General features: G+C 29.6%; 18 protein-coding genes. 15 read left to right on the top strand and 3 right to left on the bottom strand.

What is annotated here, in order from left to right:
* Positions 1 to 129 precede the first annotated feature (129 nt).
* The 10 genes from hppD (at position 130) to WAO74_RS01005 (ending at position 11,777) form a co-directional block, all read left to right on the top strand.
* On the top strand, positions 130 to 1,290 hold the full coding sequence (hppD, locus tag WAO74_RS01050; protein WP_422158975.1) for a 4-hydroxyphenylpyruvate dioxygenase: 1,161 nt from the start codon (positions 130 to 132) through the stop codon (positions 1,288 to 1,290).
* 177 nt (positions 1,291 to 1,467) lie between these two features.
* Positions 1,468 to 2,385, top strand: a complete 918-nt coding sequence (locus WAO74_RS01045; RefSeq protein ID WP_422158935.1) for a tryptophan 2,3-dioxygenase family protein — start codon at positions 1,468 to 1,470, stop codon at positions 2,383 to 2,385.
* A gap of 167 nt (positions 2,386 to 2,552) precedes the next feature.
* The gene (locus WAO74_RS01040; protein ID WP_422158933.1) at positions 2,553 to 3,323 is read left to right on the top strand and encodes a DUF3108 domain-containing protein; all 771 of its coding nucleotides are present in this window, start codon (positions 2,553 to 2,555) and stop codon (positions 3,321 to 3,323) included.
* Between the two features lie 99 nt (positions 3,324 to 3,422).
* Positions 3,423 to 4,688, top strand: a complete 1,266-nt coding sequence (locus WAO74_RS01035) for a peptidoglycan DD-metalloendopeptidase family protein (protein WP_422158931.1) — start codon at positions 3,423 to 3,425, stop codon at positions 4,686 to 4,688.
* A gap of 3 nt (positions 4,689 to 4,691) precedes the next feature.
* Positions 4,692 to 6,260 (top strand): glucose-6-phosphate isomerase, encoded by a 1,569-nt coding sequence (gene pgi / locus WAO74_RS01030; protein WP_422158930.1) that lies wholly within the window; start codon positions 4,692 to 4,694, stop codon positions 6,258 to 6,260.
* A gap of 216 nt (positions 6,261 to 6,476) precedes the next feature.
* A complete protein-coding gene (locus tag WAO74_RS01025) occupies positions 6,477 to 9,089 on the top strand; it encodes a TonB-dependent receptor (RefSeq protein WP_422158929.1) in 2,613 nt (870 codons plus the stop codon).
* Positions 9,090 to 9,198: 109 nt separating this feature from the next.
* Positions 9,199 to 9,624 (top strand): hypothetical protein, encoded by a 426-nt coding sequence (locus WAO74_RS01020; RefSeq protein WP_422158927.1) that lies wholly within the window; start codon positions 9,199 to 9,201, stop codon positions 9,622 to 9,624.
* The gene (locus tag WAO74_RS01015) at positions 9,624 to 10,352 is read left to right on the top strand and encodes a lysophospholipid acyltransferase family protein (RefSeq protein ID WP_422158925.1); all 729 of its coding nucleotides are present in this window, start codon (positions 9,624 to 9,626) and stop codon (positions 10,350 to 10,352) included. The genes WAO74_RS01020 and WAO74_RS01015 overlap by 1 nt, the downstream gene beginning before the upstream one ends.
* A 5-nt stretch (positions 10,353 to 10,357) precedes the next feature.
* Entirely contained in the window at positions 10,358 to 11,341 is a 984-nt protein-coding gene (locus WAO74_RS01010; protein ID WP_422158923.1) for an acyl-ACP desaturase, read from the top strand.
* Between the two features lie 16 nt (positions 11,342 to 11,357).
* On the top strand, positions 11,358 to 11,777 hold the full coding sequence (locus WAO74_RS01005; RefSeq protein ID WP_422158922.1) for a cupin domain-containing protein: 420 nt from the start codon (positions 11,358 to 11,360) through the stop codon (positions 11,775 to 11,777).
* 42 nt (positions 11,778 to 11,819) lie between these two features.
* Here the strand turns inward: WAO74_RS01005 and WAO74_RS01000 are convergent, their stop codons facing one another.
* Positions 11,820 to 12,344: a GNAT family N-acetyltransferase gene (locus WAO74_RS01000; protein ID WP_422158921.1), complete on the bottom strand. Its 525-nt coding sequence runs from the start codon at positions 12,342 to 12,344 to the stop codon at positions 11,820 to 11,822.
* Positions 12,341 to 13,123: an amidohydrolase gene (locus tag WAO74_RS00995; RefSeq protein WP_422158920.1), complete on the bottom strand. Its 783-nt coding sequence runs from the start codon at positions 13,121 to 13,123 to the stop codon at positions 12,341 to 12,343. Before WAO74_RS00995 ends, WAO74_RS01000 begins: the two co-directional genes overlap by 4 nt.
* A gap of 69 nt (positions 13,124 to 13,192) precedes the next feature.
* Here WAO74_RS00995 and WAO74_RS00990 point away from each other — a divergent pair, with 69 nt between their 5' ends.
* On the top strand, positions 13,193 to 15,931 hold the full coding sequence (locus WAO74_RS00990) for a PD-(D/E)XK nuclease family protein (RefSeq protein ID WP_422158919.1): 2,739 nt from the start codon (positions 13,193 to 13,195) through the stop codon (positions 15,929 to 15,931).
* On the opposite strand, the gene WAO74_RS00985 is transcribed toward WAO74_RS00990, so the two are convergent.
* Complete coding sequence (locus WAO74_RS00985) at positions 15,932 to 16,723, bottom strand: universal stress protein (protein ID WP_422158918.1); 792 nt, start codon at positions 16,721 to 16,723, stop codon at positions 15,932 to 15,934.
* A gap of 103 nt (positions 16,724 to 16,826) precedes the next feature.
* Between WAO74_RS00985 and WAO74_RS00980 the strand changes: the two genes are divergently transcribed.
* Genes WAO74_RS00980 through WAO74_RS00965 form a run of 4 tightly spaced genes read left to right on the top strand, consistent with a single transcriptional unit; the run spans position 16,827 to position 20,948 of the window.
* Positions 16,827 to 18,158 carry an MATE family efflux transporter gene (locus tag WAO74_RS00980; RefSeq protein ID WP_422158917.1) on the top strand — a complete coding sequence of 444 codons (1,332 nt, stop codon included), beginning with the start codon at positions 16,827 to 16,829 and terminating at the stop codon, positions 18,156 to 18,158.
* A 58-nt stretch (positions 18,159 to 18,216) separates the two neighbouring features.
* Positions 18,217 to 18,681, top strand: a complete 465-nt coding sequence (locus tag WAO74_RS00975) for a hypothetical protein (RefSeq protein WP_422158916.1) — start codon at positions 18,217 to 18,219, stop codon at positions 18,679 to 18,681.
* Positions 18,682 to 18,730: 49 nt separating this feature from the next.
* Positions 18,731 to 20,143, top strand: coding sequence for a sensor histidine kinase (locus WAO74_RS00970; RefSeq protein WP_422158973.1), 1,413 nt, complete (start codon positions 18,731 to 18,733; stop codon positions 20,141 to 20,143).
* 22 nt (positions 20,144 to 20,165) lie between these two features.
* Positions 20,166 to 20,948, top strand: coding sequence for an enoyl-CoA hydratase/isomerase family protein (locus WAO74_RS00965; RefSeq protein ID WP_422158915.1), 783 nt, complete (start codon positions 20,166 to 20,168; stop codon positions 20,946 to 20,948).
* Positions 20,949 to 21,039 lie beyond the last annotated feature (91 nt).

Raw genomic sequence — 21,039 nt, 5'->3', positions numbered from 1 at the left:
AAAAAAAAAAGGATGTCGTTTCAATCACGGCTAAACTTGTTTGGAAACAGATAGCAAACAAAAAAACTAAAAGACTTTTAATACCCAGTTGAGAGTCCCTTCCCTTTGGGAAGGTTAGGATGGGCTTTAATTATGAAAAAAATAAAATCAGTAAACTACGGTTTAGAAAAAATATTTGAAGGAGCACAAGATTTTCTTCCATTGTTAGGTACAGATTATGTAGAATTTTATGTGGGTAATGCAAAACAAGCAGCACATTTTTACAAAACGGCTTTTGGATTTCAATCACATGCTTATCGCGGATTAGAAACTGGCTCAAAAGATTCTGTGAGTTATGTATTAACTCAAGATAAAATCAAAATTATTTTAACAACTCCTTTAAGCAGTAAATCACCAATTAACGATCACATTGTAAAACATGGAGATGGGGTAAAAGTAGTGGCACTTTGGGTAGAAGATGCTAGAAAATCTTATGAAGAAACCACTTTAAGAGGTGCAAAATCATACATGGAGCCAACAGTCGAAAAAGACGAGTTTGGTGAAGTTGTAAGAGCAGGAATCTATACCTATGGAGAAACTGTGCACATGTTTGTAGAGCGCAAAAATTACAATGGACCTTTTTTACCAGGTTTTCAAAAATGGGAATCAGATTACAATCCACCAACATCAGGTTTAAAATATATAGATCACATGGTTGGAAATGTGGGTTGGAATCAAATGAATACTTGGGTAAAATTCTATGAAGATGTGATGGGATTTGTAAACTTTTTATCATTTGATGATAAGCAAATTCATACAGAATATTCTGCTTTAATGAGTAAAGTAATGTCTAATGGAAATGGAAGAATTAAATTCCCAATTAACGAACCAGCAGAAGGTAAAAAACGATCTCAAATAGAAGAATATTTAGATTTTTACGAAGGTGCAGGCGTGCAACATATTGCAATGGCTACAGACGACATTATAAAAACTGTCTCGCAATTAAAAGCAAATGGAATCGAGTTTTTATCAACACCACCAGAAGAATATTACAAATCTGTTCCTGGAAGATTAGAAGCTTTTAGTCACGAATTAAGAGAAGATATCGAAAAGTTAAAAGGTTTAGGAATTATGATAGATGCTGACGAAGAAGGCTATTTATTACAAATTTTCACAAAACCAATAGAAGATAGACCAACCTTGTTTTTTGAAATTATTCAAAGAATGGGAGCTAAAGGTTTTGGAGCAGGAAACTTTAAAGCCCTATTTGAATCTATAGAAAGAGAACAAGCAAAAAGAGGAACTTTGTAAAAAGAGAATCAAGAAAAAAAAGAACCAAGAATCAAGATGAAAGCTCTTAATTCTTGGTTTTTTATTTTAAAAGACTTTAATGAAAGATTAAATAATTTTTAAATTAAATAGTAAATTGCAACTAAAATCAAAAACATCTTGTTTCTTGGTTCTAAAAAATCCTGATTCTAAAAAGAAATGAATAGAGACCAAATTTTAAAAGCTATTGAAGAAAAATACAACGAATTAGGAGTTCCTGTAGACGCAATGTTAGAAGGTTTATTGTGGAGTACTCCAATTACCTATTGGGATTATATTCAAACTGATGCGCTTTTGGGTTTACAAACACCAAGAACTACCCAACCAGATGAAATGGTTTTTATCATGTATCATCAAGTTAACGAGTTGTTATTTAAAATGATTTTATGGGAAATTGATCAAGTTGCAAAATCTGAAGAGATTAATGCAGCTAAATTCACTTTGCATTTAGGTAGAATTAGTCGATATTTTGATATGCTGTGTAATTCATTTTCAGTAATGGCAGATGGCATGGAAAAAGAGCAATATCTAAAATTTAGAAACACTTTAACACCTGCAAGTGGTTTTCAATCAGCACAATACAGAAAAATAGAATTTGCATCCACAGAACTCATCAACTTAATAGACGCACGTTATAGAGATACAATTGATAGAAACTCATCCTTTAAAAATGCATACAATCATTTGTATTGGCAAGCAGCAGGTAAAAATTATACCACAGGTCAAAAATCGACTTTATTAAATCTTTTTGAAAAAAAATATATGGGAGATTTTATCGATTTTATGGAAGATTATAATGATATCAACTTGTCTTTGAAATTCAAGCAATTGCCACAAGAGGTGCAAGAAAATGAAGATTTAATAAAAGCAATGCGTCATTACGATTATACTGTAAACGTAAAATGGGTAATGGCTCATTACAATGCAGCAGCAAAATATATTGGTGGTAGTGATTCTGAACTAAAAGCAACAGGAGGCAGCAATTGGCGCAAATATATGCATCCAAAATACCAACGAAGAATTTTTTATCCATATCTATGGAGTGATGAAGAATTGAAAAATTGGGGGACATTTTAAGAGAAAAGAATACTTCACTTATTTTTTAAATGACCATTAAAACTTCTATTTCATTTAAAGAAACAATGCAAAAAAAACGTTAAAAAGAAGTTTGTAAATCATTACAAAATAATATTTTTATATTTTGGAACGGTAATTGTCATTACTATTGCATAAGTTTGATTTCTATGAAAAAATTTACATTATTATTTATAGCTGTTTTTGTTTTAACCACTGCTTTCGCTCAAAAGAGTAAGCCTGCATTTAAAAGTGGAGAATGGTTGCGTTATAAAATGAGTTACAGCGGTTTTTTAAGAGCAGGATCTGCTATTTTAGAGGTGGAAGAAACAGTATATAAAGGTAAAAAGGTTTTTCATACAATAGGAACTGGCTGGACTTCTGGAATGATAAAATGGTTTTTTGAAGTTGATGACAGATATGAATCTTACTTTGACAAAGACGATGTAAAACCTTATCTTTTTAAAAGAAAAATTGATGAAGGAGGTTATAAAAAACATAGAATAACTGCTTTTAATTACGATACTAATAAGGCTTATATTCAAGATTTTTTAAACCAAAAAGACACGATTGTTCCATTTACAAACGTACAAGACATGATGTCTTCTTTTTATTTTTTAAGAAATTACGATGTTTCTAGTTTAAAAGAAGGGGATGAAATAGCATTAGATATGTTTATGGATTCACAGGTATATGCCTTTAAGCTTCGTTTTTTGGGAAGAGAAGAATTAAGAACAAAATTTGGAAAAGTTAAAACATTAATTTTTAGACCTTTAGTTCAGTCAGGGAGAGTTTTTAAAGCACAAGAAAGTGTTACTATTTGGATTACAGATGATGCCAATAAAATACCTATAAAAATGAATGCATCTTTGGCAGTTGGATCTTTAAGAGCAGAGTTAGAAGATTACAAAGGCCTTGCGAATGAGTTTAGCAAAATTTAGAAAAGTTTAACAAAACAGCGTTCGTAACTTTTTTTATCACTTACAGAATAAATAGATTTTATTTGTACTTTTGAAATTGATCTAAAAAAGTCCTATTTCTTGAAAAAAGTAATTATCCTCCTAGCATTTCTATTATCATTTTCTTCTTGTAAAAAAGAAAAATTAAAACCAACCTCTGTTCAGCAAGAAATAGAGCCAGAAATAAGATATGGTTATAATATTGATGATTACAAAGTGATTCAAGACACCATAAAAAGCGGTGAAAGTTTTGGTACTATTTTAGACAGACACCATGTTTTTTATCCTAAAATAAACCAAATTGCAACATCTGTAAAAGAAATTTTTGATGTTCGAAAAGTTAGAGCAGGCAAGCCTTATACTATTTTATTAAGCAAAGACTCTACAGAAACAGCTCAGGTTTTTATTTACAAACACGATAAAATAAATGCTACAATTTTAGATTTTAAAGATTCTATAATTAAAGCAAAACATTTTAGAAAGCCTATAAAAATTGTAGAAAAAGAAGTTTCTGGAATTGTGTATTCTAGCTTTTCTCAAACCATGGATAGTCTTGGAATTAAACCCAACCTTACCTACACTATTGCAGATATTTATGCTTGGACTTTGGATTTTTATGGTTTGCAAAAAGGCGATTCTTTCAAAATATTTTACGAAGAAAAGTATATAGACGATAAAATATTTGCGGGTTATGGTAAAGTAAAATCTGCCGTATTTAAACATAAAGGTAAAGATTTATATGCATTTCGATTTTTAGCTGATTCTGTTTTAAATATTCATGAATATTATGATGAAAAAGCAAATATGTTGAGAAGTCAGTTTTTAAAAGCACCCATAAAATTTCAATATAGAATTTCATCAAAATATAATTTAAATAGAAGAATTGCTTACTATGGTTACAAAGTTAAACCTCATTTTGGGACAGATTTTGCAGCAAATATTGGAACACCAATTATAGCTACTGCAAGTGGCACTGTATCAGAATCTGCAAGAAGAGGAGGGAATGGAAATTTCGTAAAAATTAAACATAATGGTACTTACTCTACACAATATTTGCATATGCAAACTAGAAAAGTTAAACAAGGGCAATACGTTAAGCAAGGAGATGTTATTGGTTATGTTGGTATGACAGGAAATACAGGGGGACCACATGTTTGTTATCGCTTTTGGAAATTTGGCAAACAAGTAGACCCTTTAAAAGAAAAATTGCCAAGTGCAGAACCTGTAAAACCATCAATGAAACCGAAATTTTTCGAGTATATAAAACCACTAAAATATCAACTAGATTATCAAAGAGTTCCAGTAGAAGAACCTGAAACTATCAAAGAAATTATAGCAAAAAAATAAAAAATGGCTTTACCAAACATCAACCCAACCAAAACAAAAGCTTGGAAAGAATTATCAAATCATTTTAATGAAATTAAAGTTATTAAGATTAAAGATTTGTGCGAAGAGCAAGGTAGACAAGAAGATTTCTCTATTGAGTTTGATGACTTACTTGTAGATTTTTCGAAGAACAGAATTAATAAAAATACGATTAAATTACTAGTAGACTTGGCTACAGAGGTTGGTTTAAAACAAGCCATAGAAAGTCAGTTTTCTGGAGAAATAATTAATGTAACAGAAAACAGAGCTGTTTTGCATACGGCTTTAAGAAGTACATCAGAAGAACCTGTTTTAGTTGATGGCAAAAATATAAAGCCTCAAATACAAAGTGCTTTAAGAAAAATTAGAAGTTTTTCAAACAAAGTTATTTCTGGAAAATGGAAAGGTTATACAGGTAAATCTATTACAGATATTGTAAATATTGGTATTGGAGGTTCAGATTTAGGACCAGATATGATTGTACAATCTCTAAAATTTTATAAAAATCAATTAAATACGCATTTCGTTTCTAATATAGATGGAGATCATGTTTCTGAAATCATAAAACATTTAAATCCAGAAACTACTCTTTTTGTTATTGTTTCAAAAACATTTACAACGCAAGAAACCATTACAAATTCTGAAACTATAAAAAATTGGTTTTTAAAATCGGCAACAATTTTCGACATTCCAAAACACTTTGTAGCAGTTTCTACCAATTTAGAAGCAGTAGATAATTTCGGAATCGATAAAAGTAACGTTTTTCCAATGTGGGATTGGGTTGGAGGTCGTTTTTCTCTTTGGTCTGCAGTAGGTTTATCTATAAGTTTGTCAGTTGGTTTTGAGAACTATAGAGCCTTATTAGATGGTGCTGAAGAAATGGATCTGCATTTTAAAAACGAAGATTTTGATAAAAATATACCTGTTATTTTAGCATTGATAAGTATTTGGTACAATAACTTTTACAAAGCAGAAACCGAAGCTATTTTGCCTTATTCTCAATATTTAGCAAAACTTCCAGATTATTTGCAACAAGCAATTATGGAGAGTAATGGAAAAGGTGTAGATAGAAATGGTGATAAAATAGATTATCAAACAGGAACTATTGTTTGGGGTAGCACAGGTACCAATATGCAACATGCATTTATGCAATTGGTGCATCAAGGAACTAAATTAATTCCTGCAGATTTTATTGGTTACAAAGAATCTTTATATGGGTTAACAGATCATCACAAAAAATTAATGGCAAATTATTACGGACAAATAGAAGCTTTGGCTTATGGTAAAACCAAAGAAGAAGTCCATTTGGAATTAAAGTTTTCTGGTGATGAAAATAAAATAAATAAGTTGTTACCTTTTAAAGTTTTCGAAGGAAACAGACCTAGTAATACAATCCTTTTTGATAAGCTTACACCTAAGTCTTTAGGTAAGTTAGTAGCTTTATATGAACATAAAATCTTTACACAAGGAATTTTATGGAATATCTACAGTTATGACCAATTTGGTGTAGAATTAGGTAAGGAACTTGCTAAAAAACTACTAAGTAAGCAGTAAATTTATCTCATAATTGTAGCCTCTACAATAGCTTAACAAATAACTCTTATTTTGTTAATAAAGTTGTTTATATCTAAATCACTCATTTACAAACAATAAGGGTGTTTTAGCATACATTTATTTATCTTAATTTAATGTTAAAATTTAACATTAAATTAACAAAACAATCGTGTAAAAGACAGACTTTTGCCAAAAATTTAATAAATAAATTAAACAATGAAAAATTTTAAAAACTTATTATTTGTAGCATTACTTTTTATATCAGCTGCGGTTTTAGGACAAACTAAAATTACAGGAAAGATTGTTGATGAAACCAATCAACCAATGCCTGGAGCTAGTGTGTTAGAAAAAGGAACAAAAAATGGTGCTCAAACCGATTTTGATGGTAACTTTACATTAACAGCTACTAAAACTTCTGGAACTTTGGTAATCTCTTATATAGGTTACAGACCTAAAGAGGTAATGTTTACAAGTGCTAATAATAGTTTAGGATCAATTAAATTAACTGTTGATGAAAACTCTTTAGAAGAAGTTGTAATTATTGGTAAAGGAGTTATCGATTTATCTGGTGGTAGAAAAACACCAGTTGCGGTTTCAACCATTAAAGCTGCTGAAATTCAGAAAAAAGTAGGAACACAAGATGTTACTATGACATTGGTAAACACTCCTTCTATTTATGTAGCAGGTCAAGCAGGAGGTTTTGGAGATTCTAGAATTTCTGTTCGTGGTTTCGACCAAACAAATACAGCATTTTTATTAAATGGACAGCCAATTAATGGTATGGAAGATGGTAGAATGTATTGGTCTAACTGGTCTGGAGTTAATGACATTGCTAGTGCAATTCAAATTCAGAGAGGTTTAGGTGCTTCTAAATTAGCTATTTCTTCTGTAGGTGGTACAATGAACTTTGTAACCAAAACTACAGACAAACAAAAAGGTGGTTATTTTTATGCTGGTACAGCAAATGATAGTTACTTAAAAACAACTTTATCTTATAACACAGGTGTTAGCGATAGTGGTTGGGGAACTTCTGTTATGTTGTCTCATTGGCAAGGTGATGGTTACAACGAAGGTACAAGAGGTCAAGGTCAGACTTATTTTATTTCTTTTGGTTATAAGCCTAATGAAACTCACAACTTCAACTTTTTAATTACTGGTGCTCCACAATGGCATGATCAAAACTTTACAAAAAGTATTTCTGATTACTTAACTAGAGGTTATAAATACAATGGTAACTGGGGTACTTATAAAGGAGAATACATGTCAGAAAGAAGAAACTTTTATCACAAACCAGTATTAAATTTAAACTGGGATTATAAAATTTCTGATGCTACTAATTTATCTACAGTATTGTATGCTTCTTTTGGTAGAGGTGGAGGAACTGGACCTTTAGGTGCAAGAGTAAATAGTAACGCTGATGGTCAAATAGATTATGATGCTATCTATGCGTTAAATGCAACAAATCCTTTAAGACCAAATGGTAATTCTAATGGTTACATAACTAGAGCTTCTATGAATTTACATAGTTGGTATGGTGTAGTTTCTAATTTAGAAACTAAATTAAATGATAATTTAACTTGGAATATTGGAACAGATATCAGAACTTATTATGGTACGCACTTTAGACAAGTTGAAAACTTTAGAGGTTTATCTTCTTGGACAGAAGATAGAAGTTTAAGAAATGATGACGACAATAGAGTTGGACCAGTAGTTGCTAACACAGTAAATCAAAGTGTAGATGCAAATCCTTGGACGAATACTTTTAGTACAATAGATGTATCTCAAAGAATTGATTACGATAATGATGAAAGAATTACCTATGGAGGTTTGTTCACGCAGTTAGAATATTCAGATGATTCAATGTCAGCTTTCTTTCAAGGGTCAGTTTCTAATCAAGCACACCAAAGATTTGATAGATACGATTATTTGCCAGAATTCGAGGATTCAGAAAAAATTAATAATCTTGGCTACAACTTAAAGGCTGGAGCTAGCTTTAATTTAAGCGAGGCTAGTACTTTTTATTTTAATGGTGGTTTTTATTCTCGTCAACCATACCATGATAATATCTTTAACAACTTTACAAATGCTGTAAACCCAGTTTCTCAAAACGAGAAAATAGTAGGTTTAGAAATGGGTTATAACTACAAATCAGAAAAATTTTCTACAAGTATAAATTTATACAGTACTTCTTGGAAAGACAGAGTTGATGGTTTTTCGGATGTAAATCCTACAACAGGTCTTGTTACATTTACTCAAACTACAGGTCAGAGTCAATATCATATGGGTGCAGAGTTTGATTTTATTTATCAACCAACAGAACAATTAAGAATAAAAGGATTTACTTCTGTAGGTGATTGGAAATATGTAGGTGAATTAGTTACTCAAGAATTTGATGAAAACAGAAATCCAATTGGATCAACTACTGTAGAGAATGTAGATGGAATTAATGTTGGAGATGCTGCACAATTTACAGCTGGTTTAGGTTTTGATTATACAATTATGCCAGGTTTAAGTGTAGATTCAGATTTAAGATTTTACGATAGTTTATTTGCAAACGTAAATCCTACTAGAGGAGAGTTGGAATTACCTTCTTATGAATTAATTGATGCTGGTGTATCTTACAGATTAAATTTAGTACAAGATAAATCTCAATCTTTAGATTTTAGATTTAACGTAAACAACGTTTTAGATAAAAGATATTTATCAGAATTAACTTCTGCAAATCAAGCAACTTCATCTTCAACATTATTTCAAGGAATTGATGTTTCTAACAGAGGTTTCTTTGGTTTAGGAAGAACCTGGAATGCAAGTGTTAGATATAATTTCTAATATAAGCAATCTTAATAAAATCTATAGATTTTAAAATAAAACCACCTCAATTGAGGTGGTTTTTTTATTTGAAAATTGTAAATTTACATTTCAATTTAAAATTTTTTATATGAAAGAAATACACTCTTACTGGGCTTATTTAGTTTTATTAATACTAATTTTTGCAGTGGTAAACGCAATAATAGGGTTTACTCAAAAAAAACAATTCACAGACAAAGATTTACGTATTGGTCTATTTGCATTAATTGTTTCTCATATTCAGTTATTAATTGGTTTAGGTTGGTATTTTATGTCTCCTTGGTTCGAGCTTTTAACAACAGATGCAAGTACAGTAATGAAAACAAAAGAAATTAGATTATTAGCAATAGAACATCCTATAATGATGATTTTAGCGATTGTTTTAATCACAATTGGTTGGTCTAAACATAAAAAGAAAACAACTGATGTTGCAAAATTTAAAACATTTGCTGTTTTTTATGGCTTGGCATTGTTATTAATTCTTTCTAGAATTCCTTGGAACAATTGGTTTAATTAATGAAGATAATAAGTTACATACTATCACCCATATTTGCAATTGTATTTATTTTAATATTGCTTATTTTTCATCCATTACAATGGTTGGCATTTAACCTTTTTGGTTCTAAAGGACATGCAAAAATTGTGGCATTATTAAATTTGTGTTTAATGAGATCTATGTTACTTATTGGAGTTCCTGTTAGGTTAATAAACGAGCATAAATTACCAGAAAATACATCCATTATATTTGTGTCTAACCATCAATCTACGTTCGATATTCCACCAATTATTTGGTTTTTTAGAAAACACAATCCAAAATTTGTTTCCAAAATTGAATTAGGCAAAGGCATACCAAGTATTTCATATAATTTAAAACATGGAGGTGCAGCACTTATTAATAGAAAAGATTCAAAACAAGCAATATCAGAATTGATGGAGTTTGCAAAAAGAATCAATAAAAATAAATGGGGAGCTGCTATTTTTCCAGAAGGCACCAGAAGCAGAACAGGGGAGCCTAAAAAATTTGCAATAAATGGTTTAAAAGTAATTACAAAGTTCAATAAAGATGGATATGTTGTACCTTTAACTATAAATAATTCTTGGAAAGTTTTTAAATACGGAAAGTTTCCATTAGGTATTGGAAGTCCAATTACAATAATTGTTCATAAACCTATTAAAATTGATTCTTTACCTTTTGAAGAGTTGTTAGAACAAACAGAATCTGTTATTACAAAATATATAAAATAAATACCATGTCCATAAAAAACGTACGTAAAGAAGTAATGCTAACTTTAGAAAAAAAGATGCAGAGTTTTATGGATACTTATTTAATTCCTGCAGAAAAAATTTGGCAACCAACAGATTTTTTGCCTAATTCTCAAAGCGATTCTTTTATAACAGAAGTAGAAGAAATTAGAGAAATATCTAAAGAATTGCATGACGATTTTTGGGTAGTTTTAGTAGGTGATACTATTACTGAAGAAGCTTTACCAACTTACGAATCTTGGTTGTTAGACTTAGATGGTGTTTGTCAAGACCCAGATAATAGTTGGGCAAAATGGGTAAGAACTTGGACAGCAGAAGAAAACAGACATGGAGATGTTTTAAACAAATACTTGTATTTATCTGGCAGAGTAAATATGCGTGAAGTAGAAATTTCTACCCAGCATTTAATTGCAGATGGGTTTGACATTGGTACATCAACAGACCCTTATAAGAACTTTGTGTACACAACATTTCAAGAATTAGCAACATACGTTTCTCATAATAATGTTGCTAAAATAGCAAGACAAAAAGGACATAAATCTTTAGCAAAAATGTCTAAAATTATTGCAGGAGACGAAATGCGTCATCACCAAGCATATTCACATTTTGTAAAAGAAATTTTTAAAATTGATGCGAGTGAAATGATGTTGGCATTTCAACACATGATGAAACATAAAATTGTAATGCCTGCAATGCATTTAAGAGAATCTTTTGGTGCAAAAGGCAGTTTGTTTGATAATTTTTCTACAGTTGCACAAAGACTAGGCGTTTATACAGGTTTCGACTATGTAGACATTTTGAAAAAACTAACCGAAAATTGGGAGATAGATAAAATTACCAACTTAACTCCAGATGCAGAAAAAGCCAGAGATTATTTAATGAAATTACCAGAAAGAATGTACAAAATTACAGAAAGAATTGTAATCCCTAAGACAGATTTCAACTTTAAATGGATGATACAACCAAGTTAATTTATTGTTTTTTTGGATGAAAAATATCTTTTGTTTTGTTGTTTTCGTCTTATTTCTATCTTCTTGTGCTGTATCAAAAATAAAAGAAATTCAAGTAGTAAAACTAGCAGAAACCACTAAAAGTTGGAATGGAGATGATTTACCAAATTACCCAGAAGGTAAACCAAAAATTACAGTTTTAAAAATTACAATTCCGCCAAAAACAAAGCTTCACAAACATTATCATCCAGTAATTAATTCGGGTATTATTCTAAAAGGTGTTCTAAAGGTTGTTGATATAAATAACAACATCCTTATTTTAAAAGAAGGTGATGTAATTGTAGAGTTGGTAAATAAAATCCATTATGGAATTAACGAAGGCAACAAATCTGTTGAAATAATAGTTTTTTACGCAGGAACCGAAAATTTACCAATTACAGTTTTGGATAAAGAGTAATTTTAAATTTATCCGTTTTTATATTCCAGTTATATAAACTGTTTACTTTTTAGTTTTAAACAGATCAATTTCAAACAAACAAACAGGCGTATTATGGTAATGACTTGGCAGGTTACTTGTATTTTTCATATCGAACATTCCTAAAAATTGAAAACCTGCATTTTTATAATGCTCAATTAATTTTTCATTATTACCCAGCGTATCTAATCTAATAAATTGTATATTTTTTTGTTGAGCATAAATCTTTGCCCAATCTACAATTTTAGCCACAAAATTATTTTTTCTTAAATTAGGGTTCGTGGCAATTCTATGAATATAAATAGCATTATTACTATTTTTTTCTTCCCAAATTTGTTCATCACTAAAAGTAATTGCCCAAATACAAGCAATCTCATTGGCTATCGTTAATTTAAATTGTCTGCTTTCTTCAATCTCTGTTTCAATTAATTTTCTATCAAACTCGGGCCAAACAACGACTGTTTTTTTAGCTTTTTGATAATCTGACGCAATTTTATAGAATTTAAAGACTTCTTCTATTTCAGATATATCTATATTATGTATAATCATATTTCTATTGTAAAAGAATCTTTATCATTCAAAAACCCTAACTTTTCACGTGTGTTAAGTTGATTTTCTTTAATAATTTTTGCACTTATAATTCCAACTTCATTTGTGTTTAAAGTCGAGATTTCTGTACCTAAATAATCAGCAATTAAAGAATTTCCAGAATATTCATAATCGTTAGCATCTTTACCAGTTCTATTTACGCCAATTGTGTAAGACATATTCTCAATTGCACGAGCTTTTAGAAGTGTATCCCAAGCTTTAATTCTAGTTACAGGCCAATTTGCCATGTAAATTAGTAAATCGTAATTTTCGGCATTTCTAGCCCAAACAGGAAAACGTAAATCATAACAAATTAATGGGCAAATTTCCCATCCTTTATAGTCAACGATTAGCTTTTTACTCCCAGAAGTATAAACTTTATGTTCTCCAGCCAAGGTAAAAGAATGTCTTTTATCATAAGTTTCAATTTTTCCTGAAGGATGCACAAAAATCAATCTATTGTAATATTTCTGGTTATCTTTAATTACCAAACTTCCAGTAATTGCAAATTGATTTTCTATTGCCATTTTTTTCATCCAAGAAACAGCATTTCCATCCATAGTTTCTGAAACATTTTCAGGTTTCATTGTAAACCCAGTTGTAAACATTTCTGGCAAAACAACCAAATCAGTTTCCTTTGGGAGGGTATATATTTTCTCTTCGAAAAAGCTAAGATTTTCTTTAGGATTTTCCCAAACTAAATCAGCCTGAATACCAACAATATGTAATTCATTTTTCATGTAAATAAATTTAAAAATTACAGAAGTATAAATGTAAGTTTTTGTAATTTAGAAAACCAAAAAAAAGCGATGCAATCTTTTATTTCTGAAACTATAGACGATATTTTACTCACTACAAAATCTTTTGAAAATGTTGTTTTTATACTGCCTTCACAAAGAGCAAAAGTATTTGTAAAACAAGAATTCAAAGACAAAATTTCTGTAGGTTTTTTGCCAGAAATGATGAACATAGAGCAGTTTATTCAGCAAATTTCGGGCATTCAGAAAGTAGATAGCATTCAGCTTTTATTTCATTTTTATAGTATTTATAAAAATGTAGAAAAAAATGCAGATTCTTTTGATATTTTTTCTTCTTGGGCTTTAACTGTCTTACAAGATTTTAACGAAATAGACCAACATTTGGTAAATACCAATGATATTTTTATTTATTTAAGAGATATAGATCGTTTGCGAAAATGGTCTGTAAAAGGAACTTTTAAAGAAACAGAACTTATAAAAGATCATTATTCTTTTTTAGAAAAAATGAAAACGTATTATGATGCTTTTTATCAATTTTTATTAGGTAAAAACATTGGTTATCAGGGTTTAATGTACAGAGAAGCTATTAAAAAAGTTGATCAATATTTAGATGAAAAAAGTGATAAAAAGTTTTTTTTTATTGGTTTTAATGCATTAAATAAAGCAGAAGAAATCTTGTTTCAAAAAGTATTAGAAAGAGGAAATTCAGAAATTTATTGGGACATAGATGAAGTATTTTTCAATTCGAATCATCAAGCAGGAAAATTTATCAGAAAATATAAGAAAGAGTGGAAGTATTTCGAAAAAAACAAACTCAAATCTTTAGGAAATACGTTTTCATCGCCTAAAAAAATACAGGTTATTGGTGCTGCAAAAAACACCACTCAAATAAAATATATTGGTGAAATTTTAGAAGAAACGCATCATTTTAAAAACACAGCTTTGGTTTTAGCTGATGAAACTTTAATGCCAATTACCTTAAATTCTCTACCAAAAAACGTAAATGCCATAAATATTACTATGGGTTATCCTTTAAAAGATGTACCCACTTCTGGTTTATTATTCGCAGTTTTTCAATTGTTTATTTCGCAAGAAAAATTACAAAAGAATATTGTAAACGAATTCTATTACAAAGACGTAATTCGCTTTTTTAAACATCAATCTATATATACTTCAATTGATAATATCGATACTTTTATCACCCAAATAGCCCAAGAAAATCAAACTTTTATAAACGAAACTTTAATTGCAGATTTATTAAAAGAAGTAACATCAGAGGTTAAAGAAGTGGTAATAAATTTGTTCAAACCATTTACTACAGTTGCCAATTTTATAGATCGAATTTTAGATTTAATAAATTTGCTAAAAGAAGATGTAAATACCTTAGAAAAAGAATATTTATTTCGATTTTATACTGCATTTACACAATTAAAAACCTTAGAAAACGAGTTCGAATATTTGACAGATTTAAAAATACTTTCGCATTTTTTTAAGCAATTAATTTCATCAGAAAGTTTGTCTTTTCAGGGAGAACCATTAAAAGGTTTACAGTTAATGGGAATGTTGGAAACGCGTGTTTTAGATTTTGAAACAGTAATTTTGGCCTCGGCAAACGAAGGGATTTTACCAGCAAGTAGCCAACAAAATTCGTTTATTCCTTTTGATGTGAAAATAGAGTTTGGTTTGCCTACTTATAGGGAGAAAGACGCTATTTTTTCGTATCATTTTTTTAGATTATTACAAAGAGCAAAAAATATTTTTATCTTATATAATACAGAAAATGATGTTTTCGGAAGTGGAGAAAAAAGCAGATTTGTTACCCAATTAGAAATGATGAGGACAGATTGTGTTCAGAAAATTGTAGCGCCAAAAGTTGTTTCTCATAAAGTGGATTTAAAAGAAATTCCGAAAAGTGATTTTATTTTTGAACGATTAAAAGAAATTGCAGAAAGTGGTTTTTCTCCCTCATCAATAACCAATTATTTGCACAATCCAGTTGCTTTTTACAAACAGAAAATTTTAAAAATACAAGAGTTTGATGATGTTGAAGAAACAGTTGCTTACAATACTTTAGGTACAGTTGTACACGAAACTTTAGACGAATTATATAAACCATTTATAGGCAAATTTTTAAAAGTTGATGCTATTTTACAAATGGAAAAAATAGCCAAAGATTTGGTTGTAAAACATTTTAAAATTCAATTTAAAAATGGAGATTTATCAACAGGAAAAAACCGTTTAATTTTCGAAGTTGCAAACAGATTTGTAACTAATTTTTTAGCGCAAGAAAAAAAGCTGTTAAAAGACGATAGAAATCAGTTAAAAATAATTGCAACAGAAGAAAATTTATCTGCAGAAATAGAAATTGATGGTATTGATTTTCCTGTAAAATTGCATGGTAATGTAGATAGGGTTGATGAGTTAAATGGCGAAATTAGAATTATAGATTATAAATCTGGAATGGTAAAAAGTACCGAATTAAAAGTGTTAAATTTTGAGCAATTGAGAGAGAAAGAACAATACAAAGCCATTCAGGTTTTATTGTATTGTTTTTTATTTTCTAAAAACAAAAATTTCGACTTTTCTAAAAACTTAAAAGCAGGTATTTTTTCTTTTAAAAATTTGAATAGTGGTTTTTTAGCTATTAATTTTTCATCCAATAACAGAAGTCCAGATAACAATATTACTCCAGAAAAATTAGAAGAATTTATAGAAGTGCTAAAAGAATATATCAAAGAAATTTACAATCCTGAAATTGATTTTATAGAACCTGCTGATTTGAAGTATTAGTTATTTCCCAATCAAAATTAGTAAAGGAACATTAGAATAAAACTCTTTTTTTAAAATGGTGTTCTTTTCCCACAACTTTTTAAAGAAACCTCTTTTACGTCTAAAAACACAAAGCATATCTGGCTGATGTGTTTGAAAATGTTCTAACACTCCTTGAAAAGCAGTGGCATTCTCTGTTACAGTTAAAGTAGATTGTATTTTCTTTAAATTTTTATCTATTATTAAATCTTCTTCTTTATAACCTGGAGTTTTTATTAGCAATAGATTTACTTCAGAGCTAAATTTCTTTGCAATAAATTGAACAGGTTTTAAAACAGATTTACTATCAATATTACCAGATTTACACGCCATTAAAATATTATTTATACGCGAATATTTATAACCTTCAGGTATTGTTAAAACTGGTATTTCTGATTGTTTTACCAAGCTTCCAGCTGTTTTTCCTAAAAATAATTCTTCTTTAATAGAATTGCTTTTTGCACCTACAATAATTAAATCGATACCAATTTCATTATCAACATTAGAAACAGTGTCCAATAAAGAACCTTGTGCAGAAACCAATTTTACATTCACGTTTTTTATATCAACAGAATTCACCATTGTTTTTAAATACAAATTGGTTTCACGTTCAATAATTTTATTAATATTAATCATTGTCCCTGCTTTCGAGTGCACACCATAAGCTCTAAAAACGAACACTTTTGCATTTATTTCGCTTGCAAAATCAATAGCATATTGCAAGGTGTTTTTTGCAGTTTCTGTAGATCCAATAGGGACTAAAATATTTTTCATAATAGAAATTTTTAGGTTACAAAGTTACTCATTTTTCAGGAATTTATAATGCGTATGGTTTTTTCTAATTTTTTAGATATGTACCTTTGCACAAATATTTTTTTTGAATACAGATATAAGCTTTAAAAGAATAAATAAACTGGCAATTCCTGCATTAATAGCTGGTATTGCAGAGCCATTTTTATCTATTACAGACACTGCGATTATTGGTAATATTAGCGAGAATGCTACAGAAAGCTTGGCAGCTGTTGGTATTGTAGGTGCTTTTATTTCGATGTTAGTTTGGGTTTTTGGACAAATTAGAAGCGCTATTTCTTCTATTATATCTCAATATTTAGGTGCTAATAAATTAGACGAAATAAAGTCATTGCCTGCACAAGCTATTGCTATAATCGTTTTTGGAAGTATTTTAATTTTGGCAATTTCTTATCCGTTTGCCAAACAAATTTTTCAATTTTACAACGCTTCAGGTTCAGTTTTAGAATATTGTATTATTTATTTTAAAATTAGAATTTTCGGTTTTCCTTTTTCTCTTTTTGTATTTGCAGTTTTTGGTATTTTTAGAGGATTGCAGAATACTTTTTACCCAATGATCATTGCTATAATTGGGGCAATATTAAACATTGTTTTAGATATTGTTTTAGTATATGGAATTGACGGACTTATCCCAGCAATGAATATAGAAGGAGCAGCTTATGCAAGTGTAATTGCACAAATTACAATGGCCATAATTGCATTCATTTTGTTAATTAAAAAAACATCGATTTCATTAAAAGTTCAAACTACTTTTCACCCAGAAATCCCTAAATTATTGAGTATGATCGGTAATTTATTTATAAGAACAATTGCCTTAAATACAGCATTATATTTTGCAACAGCGTATGCAACAAGTTATGGTAAAGAATACATAGCAGCCTATACCATTGGGTTAAATTTGTGGCTATTAGGCGCTTTTATGATTGATGGTTATTCCAGTGCAGGGAATATTTTAGCAGGTAAATTATTAGGCGCAAAAGAGTACCAAACTTTATTAAAATTAAGTAATAAGCTTATAAAATATGGTTTGATGATAGGCTTTATAATTGCTTCTCTTAGCTTTATTTTTTATAATTTTATTGGTCAAATTTTTACCAAAGAACCTTTGGTTTTAGAACAGTTTTACAGCGTTTTTTGGATAGTTATCTTAACACAACCCATTAGCGCAATTACTTTTATTTTTGATGGAATGTTTAAAGGAATGGGTTTTATGAAGTATTTACGAAATGTTTTAATCGCATCAACAGGCTTGGTTTTTATACCAACACTATTATTTTTTGATTGGTTAGACTATAAATTAGCAGCTATTTGGATTGCTTTCACACTCTGGATTTTAGCCAGAGGAATTCCTTTAATTATAGAATTTAGAAGAAAGTTTTTGCCTCTTGTTAAATCTTAATTTATGGCTGAAACGAATTTTTAATTTACTTATCTTGTACTTTTTTAAAAAGTAAAAAATGAAACCAAAACATTTTATTTTACTATTTCTTTTTGGAACGCTTATTGTTGCTTGTAAAAAAGAAGAATCTCTAAAAGAATATTTAACAGGCTCCTGGCAAACTACGTATTTAAAAATAGAAATGCCAACTGTAAATAATACAGATTCTTTATCCGTTTATGTAGATAAATTTGAAAATGATCCCGAATTTGTTGCACAATCTACATACAAAGAAGATGGTACTTTTTCTGCTTGGTTTATTAACAGAGAAAACAAAAAATCGAATGAGTCTGTAGGTACATGGTTTGTAAAAACAGATTCTTTATTTATTGATTATGTTTACAATGGTAGAAATATTAAAGTAGCTTATAAAATCATTAAAACTAATCTTGGTTTTGATGCAGAAAGTAAATATGATTGGGATGAAGACACCGATTTTGATGATACTTTATGGATGAAAACAAAACGTATAAAAATAGAATAAGTTGTTTAATTTTAAGAAAATATCACTAAAAATACGCATTTTTCTCTCTATGATTTTATTGGTGTTGTTAGCATCAATTTTAATTTTGGGAGTAACTGTTTATCAATATGATGAGCAAACGAAAGATTATAACATTCAGCGTTTTGAGCGCAAAGAAGCGACTACTCAACAAACTATAAATTTAGAACTCACCAACAAAACAACATATCCAGTAAATACTGCTAATCTAGATAAGATTTTTCAAGAACGTATCTATGAAATTTCTTCATTAAATAGATTAAACATATCCATATTCGATTTGCATGGAAATTTATTGGTTTCGTCCAAAGAAAATGCTTTCGAAGTTGTTAAAATAAAACCTTTAAGCTACAATGTTTTAAATGATTTGGCACAAAACTCAAATCACAGAATCTTATTACCATTGGTAATGGATGATGGAAAGGGTTACCAAACATCTTACAGTTACATAAACGATCCAAAATTTAAAAGAATAGGCATTTTAGAATTGCAGTTTACACAAGATAATTCTGAAATTGAACACGAGCTTGAAGAATTTATTTTTAGATTAGGATTGGTTTATTTGCTAATGTTTATTATCGCAATTGCCATTGCTTATTTTCTATCAAGCTACATTACACGTTCTATAAAAACTATTTCTGATAAAATGCAGCAAACACGTTTAAACGAACGAAACGAAAAAATTATGCTAGATTCTGCAAGTTCAGAAATAGAAATTTTGGTAGAAGCATATAACAGCATGATAGATCAATTAGAGGAAAGTGCTGCAAAATTAGCAAGGAGTGAGCGTGAACAAGCTTGGAGAGAAATGGCGAAACAAGTGGCACATGAAATTAAAAACCCGCTAACACCAATGCGTTTGTCAGTGCAAAGTTTCGAAAGAAAATTTGATCCTACAGATGAAAATATAAGAGAAAAATTGGCAGAATATAGCAAAACTTTAATTCAACAAATTGATGTGATGAGCTCTATTGCCTCGGCTTTTTCTGATTTTGCTAAAATGCCAACCCAAAAAAGAGAAACCATAGATGTAATTAGTGTTTTAAAGTTAGCGTTAGATATATTCAACAAAAAGTTTATTATATATACAACAAAAGAAAAAGAATTATTTGCTCATTTAGATAAAACTCAATTGATTAGAATTGTTACAAACTTGGTTAAAAACGCATTACAGGCATCAGAAAATGAAGAAAACCCAATGATAAATGTCGAGGTTTTTTCAATAAAAAATAGTGTAAAAATTGTAGTTTCAGATAATGGAAGAGGGATTTCTGAAGAAGTGAAAAATTTAATTTTTGAGCCTAAATTTACGACAAAATCAAGTGGAATGGGATTAGGTTTGCCAATGATAAAAAACATTATAGAAGCTTACGATGGCTCTATTTCGTTTACATCTAAAGAAGGAGAAGGAACAGAATTTACAGTAATATTACCAAAAAAATAATAACAAGAATAAATTTTTAAAAATGAAATTTAATAATATTTTAATAGAGAAAAGTGCTGGTATAGCTCAAATTACTATAAACAGGCCCCAAAAACTAAATGCTTTAAATAAAGAAACTATTCAGGAGTTAAGTGAGGCTTTCCAAGTTTTAGAAGAAGAGACCAAAATAAAAGTAATTATCCTTACTGGTTCTGGAGATAAAGCTTTTGTAGCAGGCGCAGATATTTCTGAATTTGCAGATTTTTCAGTGAATGAAGGTGGTAAATTAGCAAAACTGGGTCAAGAAATGTTATTTAATTTGGTAGAAAATTTAGCTACACCAGTTATTGCAGCTGTAAATGGTTTTGCTTTAGGTGGTGGTTTAGAATTGGCAATGGCCTGTCATTTTAGAATTGCATCAGACAATGCAAAAATGGGTTTACCAGAAGTTTCTTTGGGCGTAATTCCAGGTTATGGAGGCACACAACGCTTGCCACAATTAATTGGTAAAGGAAAAGCAATGGAATTAATTATGACTGCTGCAATGATTTCTGCAGATGAAGCTAAAACCTATGGTTTGGTAAATTATGTTACAACGCAAGAAGAATTATTGCCATTGGCAGAAAAATTAGCTAGTAGAATAATGCGCAACTCTTCAGTCGCAATTTCTGCAGCAATAAGAGCCATAAACGCAAATTTTGAAGATGGTGTAAATGGTTTTGATATAGAAATAGAAGAATTTGGAGAATGTTTTGGCACTAAAGATTTTACAGAAGGAACCACCGCTTTTTTAGAAAAAAGAAAGCCAGATTTTCCAGGAATCTAATGCTGAGAAAAACCTTTTTTAATAAATTGCAAAAAAAAACGAGCCAATAAAGGCTCGTTTTTTAGTTAAATTTAGAATTTAACTAACAGTT

It is taken from the genome of Polaribacter sp. (assembly GCF_049276715.1).
Taxonomy (GTDB): Bacteria; Bacteroidota; Bacteroidia; order Flavobacteriales; family Flavobacteriaceae; genus Polaribacter.
Note: the sequence above shows the minus strand (reverse complement) of the source record. Positions and strands in the feature narration are given on the sequence as shown.